The organism is Halarcobacter sp. (genome assembly GCF_963675975.1).
GTDB lineage: Bacteria > Campylobacterota > Campylobacteria > Campylobacterales > Arcobacteraceae > Halarcobacter.
The window spans coordinates 3,043,796-3,058,911 of record NZ_OY780939.1; the positions used below are offsets into that span (position 1 = coordinate 3,043,796).

Annotated in this window: 14 protein-coding genes and 1 rRNA gene; all 15 read right to left on the reverse strand. The window is 29.2% G+C overall.

Going from position 1 to position 15,116, the window contains the following annotated elements:
• Positions 1–76: 76 nt before the first annotated feature.
• Positions 77–1,594 (reverse strand): 16S ribosomal RNA (locus ACKU3H_RS15045).
• Positions 1,595–2,045: 451 nt separating this feature from the next.
• On the reverse strand, positions 2,046–2,741 hold the full coding sequence (locus ACKU3H_RS15050; protein WP_320034683.1) for a 5'-methylthioadenosine/adenosylhomocysteine nucleosidase: 696 nt from the start codon (positions 2,739–2,741) through the stop codon (positions 2,046–2,048).
• Between the two features lies 1 nt (position 2,742).
• On the reverse strand, positions 2,743–3,675 hold the full coding sequence (gene fabD, locus ACKU3H_RS15055) for an ACP S-malonyltransferase (RefSeq protein ID WP_320034684.1): 933 nt from the start codon (positions 3,673–3,675) through the stop codon (positions 2,743–2,745).
• A gap of 123 nt (positions 3,676–3,798) precedes the next feature.
• Positions 3,799–4,377, reverse strand: a complete 579-nt coding sequence (locus ACKU3H_RS15060) for a peptidylprolyl isomerase (protein ID WP_320034685.1) — start codon at positions 4,375–4,377, stop codon at positions 3,799–3,801.
• Between the two features lie 19 nt (positions 4,378–4,396).
• A complete protein-coding gene (locus ACKU3H_RS15065; protein WP_320034686.1) occupies positions 4,397–5,368 on the reverse strand; it encodes a tetratricopeptide repeat protein in 972 nt (323 codons plus the stop codon).
• Positions 5,369–5,374: 6 nt separating this feature from the next.
• Complete coding sequence (locus ACKU3H_RS15070; RefSeq protein ID WP_320034687.1) at positions 5,375–5,926, reverse strand: OmpA family protein; 552 nt, start codon at positions 5,924–5,926, stop codon at positions 5,375–5,377.
• 64 nt (positions 5,927–5,990) lie between these two features.
• A complete protein-coding gene (hemH, locus tag ACKU3H_RS15075; protein WP_320034688.1) occupies positions 5,991–6,932 on the reverse strand; it encodes a ferrochelatase in 942 nt (313 codons plus the stop codon).
• A 63-nt stretch (positions 6,933–6,995) separates the two neighbouring features.
• Positions 6,996–7,451, reverse strand: a complete 456-nt coding sequence (locus ACKU3H_RS15080) for an SRPBCC family protein (RefSeq protein ID WP_320034689.1) — start codon at positions 7,449–7,451, stop codon at positions 6,996–6,998.
• A 3-nt stretch (positions 7,452–7,454) separates the two neighbouring features.
• The gene (locus ACKU3H_RS15085) at positions 7,455–8,309 is read right to left on the reverse strand and encodes a TIGR01777 family oxidoreductase (protein ID WP_320034690.1); all 855 of its coding nucleotides are present in this window, start codon (positions 8,307–8,309) and stop codon (positions 7,455–7,457) included.
• A gap of 77 nt (positions 8,310–8,386) precedes the next feature.
• Entirely contained in the window at positions 8,387–9,097 is a 711-nt protein-coding gene (locus ACKU3H_RS15090) for a LytTR family DNA-binding domain-containing protein (protein ID WP_320034691.1), read from the reverse strand.
• 1 nt (position 9,098) lies between these two features.
• Positions 9,099–10,091: a histidine kinase gene (locus ACKU3H_RS15095; protein ID WP_320034692.1), complete on the reverse strand. Its 993-nt coding sequence runs from the start codon at positions 10,089–10,091 to the stop codon at positions 9,099–9,101.
• Positions 10,084–11,499 carry an NAD(P)-binding protein gene (locus ACKU3H_RS15100; RefSeq protein ID WP_320034693.1) on the reverse strand — a complete coding sequence of 472 codons (1,416 nt, stop codon included), beginning with the start codon at positions 11,497–11,499 and terminating at the stop codon, positions 10,084–10,086. Before ACKU3H_RS15100 ends, ACKU3H_RS15095 begins: the two co-directional genes overlap by 8 nt.
• Positions 11,486–12,826, reverse strand: coding sequence for a deoxyribodipyrimidine photo-lyase (locus ACKU3H_RS15105; protein ID WP_320034694.1), 1,341 nt, complete (start codon positions 12,824–12,826; stop codon positions 11,486–11,488). The genes ACKU3H_RS15100 and ACKU3H_RS15105 overlap by 14 nt, the downstream gene beginning before the upstream one ends.
• Positions 12,823–13,776 carry a DUF523 and DUF1722 domain-containing protein gene (locus tag ACKU3H_RS15110; RefSeq protein ID WP_320034695.1) on the reverse strand — a complete coding sequence of 318 codons (954 nt, stop codon included), beginning with the start codon at positions 13,774–13,776 and terminating at the stop codon, positions 12,823–12,825. The genes ACKU3H_RS15105 and ACKU3H_RS15110 overlap by 4 nt, the downstream gene beginning before the upstream one ends.
• A gap of 69 nt (positions 13,777–13,845) precedes the next feature.
• Positions 13,846–15,114: a Tol-Pal system protein TolB gene (tolB, locus tag ACKU3H_RS15115; protein ID WP_320034696.1), complete on the reverse strand. Its 1,269-nt coding sequence runs from the start codon at positions 15,112–15,114 to the stop codon at positions 13,846–13,848.
• Between the last annotated feature and the right edge of the window lie 2 nt (positions 15,115–15,116).

Consider the following 15,116-nt stretch of genomic DNA (forward strand, 5'->3'; position numbering starts at 1 on the left):
TTATAAACCGAACATGATAAACTTGCTATCTTTGATAGCTTTGGAAGTTAGAAACGAATCCAACTTCTCTTCTCTGAAAGGAGGTGATCCAACCGCAGGTTCTCCTACGGTTACCTTGTTACGACTTCACCCCAGTCGCTGAATCCACTGTGGAGGGTAGCTACTTTAGCATCCCCGCTTCGAATGAGTTCAACTCCCATGGTGTGACGGGCGGTGAGTACAAGACCCGGGAACGTATTCACCGTAGCATTGCTGATCTACGATTACTAGCGATTCCAACTTCAAGTAGTCGAGTTGCAGACTACTATCCGAACTGGGAGGCATTTTTGAGATTTGCTCCACCTCGCGGTATCGCTGCTCTTTGTATGCCCCATTGTAGCACGTGTGTAGCCCTGGACGTAAGGGCCATGATGACTTGACGTCGTCCACACCTTCCTCCTACTTGCGTAGGCAGTCTCGTTAGAGTTCTCAGCCGAACTGTTAGCAACTAACGACGTGGGTTGCGCTCGTTGCGGGACTTAACCCAACATCTCACGACACGAGCTGACGACAGCCGTGCAGCACCTGTCCTACAGTTTCTGCAAGCAGACACCAATCTATCTCTAGAAAGTTCTGTAAATGTCAAGTCCAGGTAAGGTTCTTCGCGTATCGTCGAATTAAACCACATGCTCCACCGCTTGTGCGGGTCCCCGTCTATTCCTTTGAGTTTTAATCTTGCGACCGTACTCCCCAGGCGGTACACTTAATGTGTTAACTGCATTACTGCAATGTCTAGCATCGCAACAACTAGTGTACATCGTTTAGGGCGTGGACTACCAGGGTATCTAATCCTGTTTGCTCCCCACGCTTTCGCGTCTCAGCGTCAATAATGTTCCAGTAGATCGCCTTCGCAATCGGTATTCCTTCTGATCTCTACGGATTTTACCCCTACACCAGAAATTCCATCTACCTCTCCCATATTCTAGATAGACAGTTTCAAAAGCAGTTCTATGGTTGAGCCATAGGATTTCACTTCTGACTTATCTATCCGCCTACACGCTCTTTACGCCCAGTGATTCCGAGTAACGCTTGCACCCTCCGTATTACCGCGGCTGCTGGCACGGAGTTAGCCGGTGCTTATTCATATAGTACCGTCATTATCTTCCTATATAAAAGGAGTTTACGCTCCGAAAAGTGTCATCCTCCACGCGGCGTTGCTGCATCAGAGTTTCCTCCATTGTGCAATATTCCCCACTGCTGCCTCCCGTAGGAGTCTGGACCGTGTCTCAGTTCCAGTGTGACTGATCATCCTCTCAAACCAGTTAGGCGTCATTGACTTGGTGAGCCATTACCTCACCAACTATCTGATACCATACAGTCCCATCCTCTAGCACTAAAGCGTTTCCCCAGCATACTTTTGTATTATGGGCATATAGGGCATTAGCAGACGTTTCCATCTGTTATTCCTTTCTAGAGGGCAGGTTAACTATACATTACTCACCCGTGCGCCACTTAGCTGACAACTTAAGCAAGCTTAAGTCCGTTCTCGTTCGACTTGCATGTGTTAGGCACGCCGCCAGCGTTCACTCTGAGCCAGGATCAAACTCTCCATAATAAAAAATTTGATTCTCTGACTTATATTTTATTACTTATGTAACAAATATTAAATCTCATTTGTAAAGCTTAGCTTTATGTTTCTAAAATAGACAAGGATATAATTTACTTATATTCTTGTTGTTATATTTTTGTTTATCATATTCGGTTTATAAAGATTATATTCTCTTAACAAACCTTCGTTTTTAAAGATCATCCATCTCTTCAAAACTTTGTGTCGTTCCTCTGAAATTGGACGGGAATTATAATAGATTTTTTTAAACTTGTCAAGGGTTTATTCTTATTTCTGGCTTAAATTTTTAAATTCTTTTACTGAGATTTTTAATATTATTAAAGATATTATTTTAAAACTGGCTTAGAGTGGCTTTATTATGGGGGTTTATGTGAGTTTTTTGGTTTTTTTAATGTTTTTTATATAAAATAAAATTAATTTCAAATAAATAGGAATTAACCTATTTATTTAATTTATCAACGATTTTGATAAGATAATCAGCTGATTCTTTTGCACTAGATTTTAAAAATTCATCAAAATCTATATCAGCTCCACCATCTGCTGTATCTGAAATAGCTCTTAATATAAAGAATGGTACACTTAAAGAATCACATATAACTGCAACACTTGCACCTTCCATCTCTAGTGCATCTGCTTTAAATGTAGATTCTATAAATTCTTTTCTTTCAACAGAGTGTACAAATTGATCTCCTGTTGCTATTGTTCCTTCTAATACACTTAATGAGTTTTCTACTGCAACCTCTTTTGCTATATCTCTTAGTTTTTCTGTCGTTTCAATAAATACATCTCCACCAGGAACAAAACCATGAGGGTGACCAAAAGCTGTAATATCTAAATCATGCTGACATAATTTATCGGCAATGATTAAGTCCCCAATTTTAAGTTTTGGGTTTATAGCACCTGCAACTCCTGAAAATAAAAGTGTATCACATCCAAATTTCTCAATTAGTGTACTAGCTGTTAAACTAGCAAATACTTTTCCTATCTTAGAGTAAGCAATAACTATCTCTAAACCATTATAAGTTACTTCATAATACTTATTTTTTGCAAAATCTGTAACTTTTACATTATCAAAATGAGCTAATAGAGGTTCAATCTCCTCCTCCATTGCTCCCATTATTGCTAGTTTTTTCATATTATGCATTTACCTCTTCAATTACTTTTTCTAAAGATGCCATATCACTTACATTTAGTGTTGGTGTACCTTTACAAATTTTTCTATTTAATCCTTTTAAAACAACTCCATTACCAAACTCTATAAATGTATCAACATTTTGAGCATTTGCTGCAACACTTTGTTTATATTTAACTGGACTAGTTAATTGAGAAGATAATAACTCTATTGCTTCATCTTTAGTAGTATATTGTTCTGCTGTAACATTTGAGATAACTGGTAAAAATTCATCTTTTAAATATTCATCTAAATATGGTCTTAAATTTTCTACTGCACTTGTAAGTAATTCACAATGACTTGCAACAGACATATCTAATACAATAGCTCTTTTTGCTCCAGCTTCTTTAAATATATCAACTGAATTTTCTAAATCTGCTTTAATACCTGCAAGAACTAATTGTCCATCTTGATTATAGTTAGCTGGCCAGATTTGTTTACCCTCTTTTCTTTGAGCTTCACAAATATCTTCTGCAACTTTATCATCAATACCAACTAATGCCATCATCCCTGCTCCACCATCTGAACAAGCTTCAGTCATAAACTGACCTCTTTTATGTACTAACTCAATTGCATCTAAATAATCAAGAGCCCCAGCAGCAACTAATGCTGAAAACTCTCCAAGTGAATGTCCTAAAACAAACTCTGGCTGAATATCACATTTATCTTTAAATATTTTATTTGCGATTGAACTTACTAATAAAATAGCAGGTTGAGTATATTCTGTTAATCCTAATTTATCATTTTCTTCAAAAAGTAGTTTTTCAAAGTCAATATTTAATCTATCACTAGCTTTTTGGATCATCTCTTTTGCAATATCACTATTTTCAAAGAAGTCTTTTCCCATACCAACTGACTGACTTCCTTGACCTGGAAAAATAAATGCAACTTTCTTCATATCATTACCCTTTATAATTTGATTGTTTAAAAATGAGCAGTATTATACTATTTTTTTATATTCTATAAAATAAAAAAGCCCAAAAGGGATACTTTTGGGCTTTTTATAAAATTTAGTTTGTGATTAGTGACAACCACATCCTCCACCACCGTGAGAATGCCCATGATCGTGTCCACCTTCACTTGAACAACAACCACCTTCACTTTCTCCGTGGCCACCGCCACCACAACAACCACCCATTGCTGCCATTCCACCAACAACACCAGTTTGGATCTCTTCTTCTGTTGCATCTCTTAAAGATTTAATAGTTACAGAGAACATTAAAGTTTTACCAGCCATTGGATGATTATAATCAATTGTAACATCAGAATCTGTAAAAGATTTTACAGTAACTTGAACTGTTTCACCTTGTTCACCTTGACCATATAAAGTCATACCTTCAGCTAATTCAATACCAGCAAATTGCTCTTTTGGAAGAGTTTGCATTGCTTCTTCATTGTACTCACCATAAGCATCAGCAGGTTGAACCATTACATCAGCAGACTCATTTTCTGCCATCTCAACAAGTTTAGTTTCTAAACCTGCAATAATTTGACCTTTTCCTGAAACAAACTCTAATGGTGCTGCACCAACATTTGAGTCTAGTTGCTCACCTGAATTTGCATCTTTTAAACTATATTCAAAACCAATTACTTTTGACATATTATTCCTTTTATTAATTTTATTTTATATTTGCTAAATTTTTAACAGCTACTTTAGCTTCTTTAGAATCTGGATAGATATCAATTAAAGAGTTATAAAAATTAGCTGCATTACTAAAATCTTTTATTTTTTCAAAAGATATAGCACTATGTAGTAGAAGCTTTGGCATGTATGAAGCTTTATCATATAACATTGCCGAAGTTTTAAAATATGAAATTGCATCATCATATTTTTTTCTGTAATACCACATTTCACCTAAATAAAAATTGCTTGTAGCAGGCTTATAGTTTTCAGCTACCAAGTGTTCGAACATTGGTATTGCTTTTGTAAAATAATCCTTCTTAAACAAGGCAATTGCTTCATCTAAGATCTCACCATTATCTTTTTGTGATAGTACCTTATTAGATTTACTCTTAGCTGTACTTTTACCACTAGTTTGAATTCCTAAAGATTTTTTTAAAGCTTCAAATTCAGCTCTAGTAATAAATTGATTCATATTTGATTTAAACTCTTTATCAGAGATATAACTATTATTTATTTTACTAACATTAGTTGATATTTTTGAAACTGCTTTTTTAAGATTTTCTAAACTTTTTGAAAAGTCTTCTTGCATTGTTAAAATTTGTGCCATTACATTTTTTAAGTCTGCAATGTCATTTGTATGTTTTTCAGATAAAGTTGAATTTTCTTCAACATTTTTAATTATTTCATTAATTTTTAATACTGAACCATTTAATTTTTGAGAATCACCTTCATAGATTGATTCCAAACCATCAATTCTTTCACTTATAGATTCTAGTGATAATTTAACATCTTTTACTTTAGAATCGATTGTTCCAAGTGTTTTTTTGTTATTTAAAATATTTTTTTCGGTAGAAGTTAATCCATAAGGATTTTTTGAATTTAAATCGCCAGCACCAAAAGCTGAAATCTCTTCAGCTTTTAAAAAAGTACTAGCGATAAAAAGAGTAATAAATAAAATTTTATACATCAATTATTATTTAACTAATTTATGTTCAGATCTTCTGTTTTTTTGCCAACAAGCAGAGTTTTTCTCAGTACAAGCTGGATTTGATTCACCAAAACTTACAACTGTTACTGCTGATTCTGAAATACCATCCATAACTAAAAAGTCTTTAACAACTTTTGCTCTTTTTAAACCTAAAGCATAATTATATTCATCAGTTCCCCACTCATCACAGTTACCTTCAACTTTGATAGTTGTACCAGCTTGAACAGCTGCTAATTTAGAAGCATTTGCTTTTGCAACTTCTTTCATATCACTTGATAAATCATATTTATCAAAAGCGAAATAGATGTTTTCAATGAAAACTTTTTCACCATTTATTGTATAATAGTATCCATTGTCAGCTTTTTCTAACAATTCATCATTTACAACCTCTTGTTGTACATTTGTTTCTTCAACATTATTTAAAGCACTCTCAGAGTTTTGTGGTGCCGGTTCATTAGTAACTTCAACTTCTTTTTGGCTACAACCAGTAAAAAGTACAGCTGCAACTAAAAAAGCGTAAATGCTTAACTTTTTCATAATTTGCTTTCCTTTAATAAATTTTGCTTAGATTTTACAAAAGTTAAACTTAATCGGCAATTACTTAAATATCAAGACTAGTTATAATTTCTTCTAATGTATCCAAAAAGTAACTGTTATGATTTACAACTTTTGCTACTCTATAGTCTTCAAAACCTTGTATTTCAGCTACTTCTTTATACTCTATATCTAATTCAAAATCAGTTTCTGAATTATCTACTGTGAAAGATATAGGATATATTAAAACTTTCTTCGATTTTTTAATTTCTTCTAATTTATCTTCTAAATATGGTCTTAACCATTCCATTGCCCCTACTCTTGACTGATAAGCAACATGTATATTTTTAAAATTTATATTCTGATTTTTTAATTCTTTTTTTGCACACTCTACATTTTTTAAAATATGCTCTTGATAAGGATCACCCTTATCTATAGTTCTTTGGGTTAAACCATGAGCAGAAAATATTAATTCAAACTCTTCTGCACTATCATCTTTTAAAGCCTCTTTTATTCGTTCAACAATTGCTTTGTTATAACTTGTATTATGATAGTAATAGTCTATAGTTTTAATTTCTGCTTTTAAGTTTGCCTTTTTTGCATATTTTCTAAAGTCTTCAATAGATGACTTTGTAGTAGTTGAAGAATAATGGGGATACATTGGAATTGCAAAGACTCTATCATAATCTTCTAATTTAGATATGACTTCACTAGCAAATGGTGGCGTATATCTCATCTCATAAAATACATCAATATTTTGTAATCTTTTTGCTAATCTTCTAACTAGTCTTTTTGTATTTCCAACTATAGGTGAGATTCCACCTAACAATTTATAATTGTTTTTTGCTTCATTTTTTCTCATACTAATAATTATAAATGATATTAAAGCTCTAATAGGTTGAGGAGCACCAATAATATATTTATCATTAAACATATTTTTTAAGAATACTTCTACTTCATCTAAATTATTGGGACCACCCATATTCATCAATACAACAGCTTTTTTCATATGTTACCTTTTTTAAAAAAGCATATATAAAAAGCTGTTTTTTTAGTAGAAATAAAATGTTAATTAATCTTGTTTTTTGGAAGACAATATTTTTTTTGTTATTTGATGCCTATACTCAAACATATTTTCTAATTCTCTTTTTATAAAAAAATCAAATAATTTTCCAAATTTTCCAAAAGGTAATTGATAAACAACTACATCTTTTAATTCAACTTGATTTCCTCTTTTAATAAAGATATGAGAATGTTCCCAGTATTTAAAAGGTGATTTTATTGCATAATCAACTAATATATTAGGAGAATCCATTTTTTTTATCTCAACTTCCCAATATGTCGGTATAAAATTTTTTATACTTTTTATTTTTAAAATAGTACCTGTTTCTACTTTTGATACTTCATTAAGTAAAATGACTTTCATATTAGAAGGTGTAATCTTTTTTAAATTATTAAGATCTAAATGAAAATCAAATAACTCTTGTAAGGAGCAGTTTAAAATAATACTTTTTTCAAATCTTTTCATGATTTATACAACCAAGTTTTCTAAACTATTTTCTATTGATGCGTATTTAAATTTAAATCCACTATCTAAGAGCTTTTGCGGTATTGCACACTGTCCATCAGTTAAAACCTTTGAACCTTCACTAAATACAAGATTTAATACAAACTCTGGAACTGTGAAAAATGTTGGTCTATGAAGAACCTTTCCTAAAGCTTTTGTTAACCCTTCATTTGTAGTTGATATTGGTGCAGTTAGATTAAATACTCCATCTAAATCTTTATTCTCATATAGGAAATTATATGCTCTTAATAAGTCTTCAATATGAATAAATGAGAAATATTGTTGTCCATCTCCAATATTTCCCCCTAAACCAAATTTAAAAGCAGGTAACATTTTACTTAAAGCACCACCATGACCCAATACAATTCCAAATCTAAAGATTGCTGTTCGTATTCCAATTTCATTGGCTTTTAATGCTTCTTTTTCCCACTCTTTACATACCTTAGCTAAAAAATCATCTGAGTATTCTGTATTTTCTTCTTTAAAACAGGCTTTATTATTATATATTCCTACAGCAGAAGTTGAAATAAATAACTCAGGTTTTACTTTTGCATTTTTCATAGCTTCAACTAAAGCTTTTGTTGTATCTATTCTACTTGTATAAAGAAGTTTTTTATATGAATCAGTCCATCTATTTATAATATTTGCTCCAGCTAAATTTATAATAAAATCTGAATTTTCTACTATATCAATAAGTTTTTTTGAATCTTTTAACTCTTCACGTTTTATTCCTCTTACCTCAAAACCTATATTTGAAAAAAAGTTTTTAAGACTTGTTCCTACAAATCCGCTTGAACCTGTTATTGCTATTGTTTTCATAATAAACTCCTTTTTTAGGTCTATTTTATTATATATCTATCCAAATAATTTAGTATATCTTTTCTGTAAGTTAATACTTAAAGTGTTCGGCTTTCTATGTATTCTCTAAATTCCTTTGCACCATCTTTTGAACTTGTAACAACATCATCAATATCTTCAAAACTAATCTCTAGTTTTGATTGTTCTACACTTTGCATTGATTTTATTTTATCCACATTTACTATATATGACCTATGTACTCTAAAAAAATTCTTATCTTTTAATATATTTTCCATATCACCAATTTTTTTTCTTAAGTAAGCATCTGCATTTTTGATTTTTATTATCACTTCATCTAAATCAGCTTTTATATAATATATATCATTAATATCTATCAAATAGATTTTATTTCCTCTTTTTGCAACAATTTTTTTTGTTTCATCAACTTTTGCATTTGTATATTTATATATTTTATCAAGACTTCTTTTTATAGATTCACTAGATATAGGTTTTAGGATATAGCCCATTCCACCTGACTCAAATGCTTCTAAAGCATACTCTTCATAAGCTGTTTGAAATACAATAAAAATATTTGGATTAATATCTAAAAGATTATTTGCCAATTCTAAACCACTCATTGAAGGCATAGAGATATCCAAAAAAGCTATATCTATTTTTTGTTTAGCAACTTCTGTAATAGCTTTAATAGGAGAATCACACTCTACTATATCATCTATTCCTTGTTCAGTTAAAAGTCTTTTTAATCTACTTAAAGCTAATTTTTCATCATCTACAATTAATACTTTCAAACTATTTTCCCTCCAAACTTATAACAAAGTTCATTTTATCATTCTTAGTATTGTAGCTTAACTTTCCAACTTTTAATAAAACTAATCTTCGCTCTAAATTACTAAGTCCTGTACCAAATATAAGCTTTTCACTTATTTTACCGTTATTTAGTACTATAATAGTATCATTATCAATTTTTATCTCAATATTTAACTTTTTTGAGTCATATCCGTGTTTTATAGCATTTTCAACCAAAAGTTGTATAGAAAATTTAGGTACTATTATCTCTTTATTTTTTATATTTGAAATAATTATAAGCTCAATATTATTATCAAATCTAATATTTTCAATACCAACATATGTTTTTACCATCTCAAGTTCAGTTTTTAATGGTATTAAGCTATCTTTATTTATAGCATTTCTTAAAAATTTGGATAAATCTAATGTTGCTTTTTCTGCTTTTTGTTTATCAAGATAGATTAGTTCTGATATGGAATTTAGTGCATTAAAAAGAAAATGTGGATTTAATTCACTCTCTAATGCTTTTATTTTACTCTCTAAAATTTCACTATTTATACTCTCATTTTTATATTTCATTGCTATAAACTGATGAAGAATCAAACCAATTAAAAAGGTTAAAAAACCACTTATAATACTTATATAAAACCAAAAATCTGAGATATACTCAATAATCGTAAAATCAGTTTTACTAAATAAATAATAATTAAAACAAAAACCTAAAAACCCTGAAAGAAAAGAGAAAATAAAACTCATAAGTATCCAAAATTTCTCTTTGATTTTTGGTAAAACTAATTCGTTTGATAAAGTTATAAAAATAAAAGCAAAAAAAGAGATACTAATTGCACTACATGTGCTAAAAACTACTGTACTTATCCCACGTAAACTTTTATCTAAAAATAAAAAGAAAAAAGATATTAAAAATCCAAAAAGTGCACCAATTAAAATAATATAAAGCCAATCTTTATAAGAAATTTTCAACTTTACACTATCCATTTAATTCCTCATTTAATACTTTCACACCAATTGCAATCCCAGGCCAACCTTGCCCAGCAAAAATTGTATCTCCCACATTATATAAACCTTTAAAAGGAGTTGTACAACTTGGTAAATTAAGTATGTTTTTAATTGTTATTGCATTTCCACCACAATTTGCTCTATTTATATATCTTCTAAAAGTTTTTGAAGTGGCACTTGATATATTAATTATATCTTTTTTATTAATATTCTCAAAATGTTCTAAAAAAGAGTTTATAATAAATTCTTCACAAACAGCTTTTTGTTTTATATATTCATCTTTATTTATATTTTCCCAATAAGTAGCATTTGTGTGTGTTGATATTGTAACGCTATAACCATTTTTACTCATCACTTTGTCATCTTTTGAAGAAAATGAGATAAAAAAAGAGTTGGAAATTGTATTTGGAATCTGTGAATCTAAAATTATTTGATAATGATGAAGAGGTTCTTCACTAGTTTGTAAATTAAAATTTATAACAAAGGCACTTTGATTATTAAAAGTGAATTGCTGATAATATTCTTGAATCTTTTTATCTTCAAATAAATTTGCACTATCATATACAGTTGAATTTAAAATTAAATTTGAAGTTAAATATTCATCTTTTTTTGATATGAGTCTATATTTATCTTTTTCTTTTATTACTTTTATGATTTGTTCTTTTCTTTTTAGCTCAATATCTTTTAACAATCCTTCAAATAAACTTCCCATTCCACCATTTACATAAAAAACATCATGAAATGGATATGCTAATCCCAAAGCTAAAGATAATACTGGTATCTCTTTTGAAGTAGTTTGAAGTGTAATTAGTAATTGGGCATCAATAAAATCTTGATACTCTTTAGAGATATCACCTAAAATCTCTTTTATAAAACTTTTTGCACTTTTAAATGTATATGTATTAAAGTTAAAAAAAAGCTCTATAAAAGAGTTTGCTGTTTTTATATATGCATTTAATGAGTATTTTGAATAGAAGAGCTTTTTTAATTGCCAAAATTTTTCATCAATATCTTTAATCTTTTGCCAAAAGATTTTATTATTTTTATTTGGATATGCTTTATTTATATCTTCTAAAAATCTATCAAAATCTTTAACCCTATCTATTATTTTTTTATTTTGTATTATTCTAATAGCAACTTCACTTTTAATAATATCTGGTTTATAATTTGCCTTATCAAAAATATCTTTTATAGGATGATTATCTTCATAACCTACAAATGTTGTAGCCCCTGTATTAAAATATGAGCCATATCTTTTATAGGTACTAGCACATCCTCCAAGATTTTTATCTTTTTCAAAAACTATTGTATTTTTATCTTTATTTAGTGAGGCAATCATACTTCCACCTATACCTGAGCCAACAACAGCTAAATCATAAAGTTTCATTTCTAGCCTCTTTAAATTTTTCTATTGCTCTTTTTCTTGATAATGATATATCAACCATAGCTTTAGGATATGAAAGGAATAGGTCTGAATGCACACCATTTTCTATATGAAACAATCTTGAATCCAAATCTTTTAACTCTTTAATAACTGATTTGATAAAAATCCCTTTTTCATCAAATTTTTTTGATTGGGTATAAGGATTAAAGACTCTAAAATATGGTGCGGCATCAGCTCCTGTACTTGCTCCCCATTGCCATGAACCTATATTTGAACTAGCTTCATAATCTAATAACTTTAAAGCAAAATACTTTTCACCTTTTTTCCAGTCAATAAATAAATTTTTAGTTAAAAAAGAAGCAACAATCATTCTTAATCTATTATGCATAAAACCAGTTTCATTTAAATGTCTCATAGCTGCATCAATAATTGGAACTCCTGTATTTCCTTCACACCATCTTATAAAATCATCTTCATTTTCATTCCAGTTAATATCAATCCCACTAAAATTGTCAAATTCAGAATTAGGAAAATGAAATAAAATATAATTGTAAAACTCTCTCCAAAACAATTCTCTTATAAAAAACTCACTATCTTTCATATTTCTTACATAATTAAATACCATAATAGGAGAAATAATACCAAAACGTAAAAAAACAGATAGATTTGAAGTTGCATCTTTATAGAAGAAATCTCTGTCTTCTTTATAATTACTCAATTTTTTAGGAATCTCTTCTAATACTTTTTTAACACCTTTAGTTAATATTTCAGGTAAAGTAGCAGTTTTAAACCCCATACTCTCTAAAGTAGGAACTTCAATATAAGCAAAAGGGTATAAAAGTATATTATCAGAAATAGCCCTTTGTTCTATATGATTTGATTGAGTTAATAGGTTCAATGATTTATAAAATGGAGTAAAAACTTTATAAGGTGTTCCATCATTTTTTAAATGCTTTGAAGGATCTAGTATAAAAGAATCAATGAATCTTTTTAAAGGAATTATTTTGTCTATCTCATCATCTCTTTTTTTTGCATAAGAATCAAAATCAACTGAGCATAAGACTTCATCAAAACCAAATTTTTTTAATTTTGAAAATATCTCTTTAGGTTTTCCATAAAAAATAGCCAAATCTAAATTCATTTTTAAAAGTTTTAATTTTAAATCAATTACAGACTGATAAATAAAAGTAACTCTTTTATCATCAGCAGGTAAAGATTTTAATATCTCTTCATCAAATATGAATATTGGTAAAACTTCACCCTTGGCATTTTCTAATAGAGCTGAATCTTCAACTCTTAAATCTCTTCTAAACCATAATATCTGTTTCATTTATATGCCTCAACTTTAGATCGCAATGCTAAGTCTTTTGGATATGGATTTAAAAATACTTGTGTTTTTAAATACTCAATATCAAATTTTTTTGTATAAAGCTTTATGATTTTTATTACAGCTATTAAGGGAATAATACCTTTCTTAAAATCTTCAAGTGTTTCTAAAATCTCATCTTTTTCCTCTTTTGAGATAACTTTTTTGAAATACCCATAGATATGAAGTAAAACATTGTAAGTATTTTTAATAGTCCCTTTTTGTGCAATTGTTTCTAAAAACAACCTCTTATACTCAAGTAATATTACTTCTAAAGATTTTTTATCTCTATTGGCAACTATATTTCCTAATTCTTTATAGGAATTATGAGACTTTGAATAAATTAAATACTTATATGAAGTATGAAACTCAACTAAATCATTAATTGTAGGCTTTGATTCTAAAAATTCAAATAATGATTTATATGCAAATATTTGCATTAAAAAATTCTCCCTTAACCAAGGGTCTCCTAATCTACCCTCTTCTTCAATTGGTAATAAAGGAAATTTTTCTTTTAACTCTTTTGCAAAAACTCCAACTCCAACATTTTCACTTTGTCCATTTTTTTTATCTGGATAGATTTTAACTCTTTCCATTCCACATGTTGGAGATTTTGATTTCAGAATAAAACCACATAATTGGTTATCTTCAATATTTTTTGCTAACTCTTTTGAGATTTCAGTAATTGTATTTGTAACATCTTTATTATCATTAGTTGTCCTAACTGTTACTTCACCATTACTTCTTACTAATCTTATTGCAGGTCTTGGAGTTGGAAACACTAATCTTTCAGGACAATATGCTTCAAACTCAAAATAGTTTGAAAGTTCATTAACAATAAATCTATCTCGTGAATGACCGCCATCATATCGGCACATAGTACCTAGTAGGCAAGATGATATTCCTAGTTTCATAATAACTCCTTTGTGAAATTATATAGAAACTAGGATATTTTTGTAAGTTTTTTTTGTTAGTTTATAATATTACCAATCGATTGATTGGATTTTTCCATTTTTTAAAGGTGAAAGGAAAGATTTACCTTGATTTAATCTAATTATACCAATAGAACTTCTACCCTTCATATTTTTCAAGAATATGATAGATTCACCATCTTCTGAAAATTTTGGAAACTGATTACTTCCGCTTGCAGTTAATCTTTCTAAGAAATCACTTTTTGTTGACATAAGAAAAAGATTAAAAGTATAAGATCCAAACTCATTATCTCTTTCTCTACTTGTATAAACTACATAATCTTTATATGTAGTTGCAGAAGAGTTATTTCTTCCATGATAAACAAGTCTTTGAACACCTCTACTTCCTATTTTTTTAGCAAAAATATTTGGATAACCTAATCTATCAGAGACAAAAACAATTTTAGAATCATTTTCAACAAAATGTGCACCAACATCAATTCCCTTATATGTAGTTAATCTTGTTTTTGTTTTTCTTTGAGTATCAAAAAGATAAATATCTGGTTGATAATCTGGACTAGCAGTAACTAATAATTTTCTTTTATCACTACTAACATCTGATGCTACAACCATACCTTCACTTTTCATTATAACTTCTTTTTTTCTATTATATAAATTAGTTTTTATTAATGTAGGAATCCCATTATCATATGTAGTGTAGTAAAAATCACCTTTCTTTTTATCTGCCCATTTAGGGAAAATATTTAATCCACCTTTAATAACAGCTTGTTGGAAACTAAGTGTATAATCTGCAATAAAGATATCTGCTTTTTTTGCTTCTTTATATAAAGAAAATATTACAAATTTATCCATCCAATCAATAGATGGTGCATTTAAATGCTTATTTACAGCAATAGCAATTCTATGAGCTAAAAAAGGATATCTATCCTCTTTTGATGTAGACAAAGTTTTAGATAAAATTTGCTGTTTAGAATTTATATCAAATAATTTAAAATCTACTGAATATCCACCAAATCCACTTACATTTGAACTAATATTTAAAAATAAATCTGTTCCTTTATTTGAAAGTGCCAACATATTAGGTAATTTATTAAAACCTGTAACTTCTACAGAATCTATAACATCAAAATGTCCACTTATTTTTAAGTCTTTTTCAACTAATTGTTTAACTTTATTAGTCAACACTTTATTCATAGCACCTGGTGCAACTGAAATTTCAATTTTTGGTAAATTTGTACTTTTTTTAACAATATCAAGTTCTGCATCTGCTGCAAATAAAAAAGTAGTAAAAGCTATAATTAAAAATAAAAATCTATTCATTT